Source organism: Pseudomonas sp. ITEM 17296, assembly GCF_028895205.1.
Classification (GTDB): Bacteria; Pseudomonadota; Gammaproteobacteria; order Pseudomonadales; family Pseudomonadaceae; genus Aquipseudomonas; species Aquipseudomonas kermanshahensis.
Genome location: NZ_WJRS01000104.1, coordinates 1 through 303 on the forward strand (window position 1 = coordinate 1; position 303 = coordinate 303).

At 62.7% G+C, this 303-nt stretch carries 1 pseudogene; it reads right to left on the reverse strand.

The annotated features are described in order from the left end of the window. Window positions 1–108 precede the first annotated feature (108 nt). Window positions 109–303: pseudogene (locus GIB19_RS28245) on the reverse strand (hypothetical protein); the annotation flags it as partial.

Genomic DNA, 303 nt, shown 5'->3' on the forward strand with positions numbered 1-303 from the left:
CGATCTGTGTAGGAGCAGCCTTGTGCTGCGAAGAGGCCGGTACTAGCAGCGAAGATTCACTGTGTAATTGCCGGCCTCTTCGCAGCACAAGGCTGCTCCTACAGGGGCTCAAGGGTTGCCCGTGCTCGTGCCTTGGCGCCCAGTACCTTCCGAGCCACTGCCATCCATCCCTGGCAAATCCCGCCCATCATTCTGGGTGGCTGGCGGGCTCTCGGGGTCATTGCCCTCGATCCGCGGGTCGGTGTCGCGTGGCATCGGCTTTTCAATGGGGTTGAGCGTGCTGTCTACACCCGGTGTCGGCGC